The sequence below is a fragment of the Micromonospora sp. WMMD736 genome (assembly GCF_049179015.1).
Lineage (GTDB): Bacteria > Actinomycetota > Actinomycetes > Mycobacteriales > Micromonosporaceae > Micromonospora.
In genome coordinates this window covers 1-1,490 of record NZ_JBMHMI010000053.1, presented here as the reverse complement: position 1 = coordinate 1,490, position 1,490 = coordinate 1, and the positions used below count along the sequence as shown (strand labels likewise).

At 64.8% G+C, this 1,490-nt stretch carries 1 protein-coding gene and 1 pseudogene; one reads left to right on the top strand and one right to left on the bottom strand.

The features are described from left to right. The coding region (locus ACN269_RS33420; RefSeq protein WP_421477136.1) for a citrate synthase at nucleotides 1-1,062 on the top strand (1,062 nt) is incomplete at its 5' end. Nucleotides 1,063-1,091: 29 nt separating this feature from the next. Here ACN269_RS33420 and ACN269_RS33415 read toward each other — a convergent pair. Further along, nucleotides 1,092-1,490, bottom strand: a pseudogene (locus ACN269_RS33415) (hypothetical protein); the annotation flags it as partial.

The following is a 1,490-nucleotide window of genomic DNA, read 5'->3' as shown; positions in this document are numbered from 1 at the left end:
CAGCTGGCCGAGAAGTCGACGTTCATCGAGGTCAGCTACCTGTTGATCTACGGTGAGCTGCCGACCAAGGAGCAGCTGGACAAGTTCACCCACCAAATTCAGCGGCACACCCTGCTGCACGAGGATCTCAAGCGCTTCTTCGACGGGTTCCCGCGCAATGCGCACCCCATGCCGGTGCTGTCGTCGGCGGTCAATGCACTGAGCGCCTACTACCAGGACTCGCTCGACCCGTTCGACGACGAGCAGGTGGAGCTGTCGACCATCCGGCTGTTGGCCAAGCTGCCGACCATCGCCGCCTATGCGTACAAGAAGTCCGAGGGCCAGCCGTTCCTCTACCCGGACAACTCGTTGACGCTGGTGGAGAACTTCCTGCGGATGACGTTCGGCTTTCCCGCCGAGCCCTACGAGCTCGACCCGGAAATGGTGCGGGCGCTGGACATGCTGTTCATCCTGCACGCCGACCACGAGCAGAACTGCTCGACCTCGACGGTGCGGCTGGTCGGCTCGTCGCAGGCCAACCTGTTCACCTCGATCTCGGGCGGTATCAACGCCCTGTGGGGCCCGCTGCACGGCGGCGCCAACCAGGCCGTCCTGGAGATGCTGGAGAAGATCCGCAAGCAGGGCGGCGACGTCCAGGAGTTCGTCAAGAAGGTGAAGAACCGCGAGGACGGCGTGAAGCTGATGGGCTTCGGCCACCGCGTCTACAAGAACTACGATCCGCGCGCCCGCATCGTCAAGGAACAGGCCGACAAGATCCTGGGCAAGCTCGGCGGCGACGACGCGCTGCTGGACATCGCCAAGGCGCTGGAAGAGATCGCGCTGACCGACGACTTCTTCATCGAGCGCAAGCTGTATCCGAACGTCGACTACTACACCGGCGTCATCTACCGCGCCATGGGCTTTCCCACCCGGATGTTCACCGTGCTGTTCGCGCTCGGACGGTTGCCGGGCTGGATCGCGCACTGGCGGGAGATGCACGGCGAGCCCAACAAGATCGGCCGGCCGCGCCAGATCTACACCGGGTACACCGAGCGCGACTACACCGACGTCAGCACCCGCTGACCTCGCGGTGCTGTGCGTTTCCGGACGGGTCAGTTTTCCAGCACCGCCATCGCGGCGTTGTGTCCGCCGATCCCCGATACCGCCCCACCGCGCCGGGAACCGGAGCCGCACAGCAGGATTCGATCGTTGCCGGTAGCCACCCCCCAGCGCTGAGCGGGCGTGTCGAGCGGCTCGTCGTCGTCGGCGAACGGCCAGCGCAATGCGCCGTGAAAGATGTTGCCCGCCGTCATGCCCAACGCGCGTTCCAGGTCGACGGTGGTCTTCGTCTCGATGCACAGCCGGCCCGCCGCGTCCTCCAGCACCAGATCTTGGATAGGTTCGGCCAGAACGGCATTCAGTGAGTGCAACACGGCAGAAGTGAGTGTGTCGCGCATCCGGTCGGGGTGTGATCCGGTGATGAGCTGATGCGGGGTGTGCAGGCCGAAGAC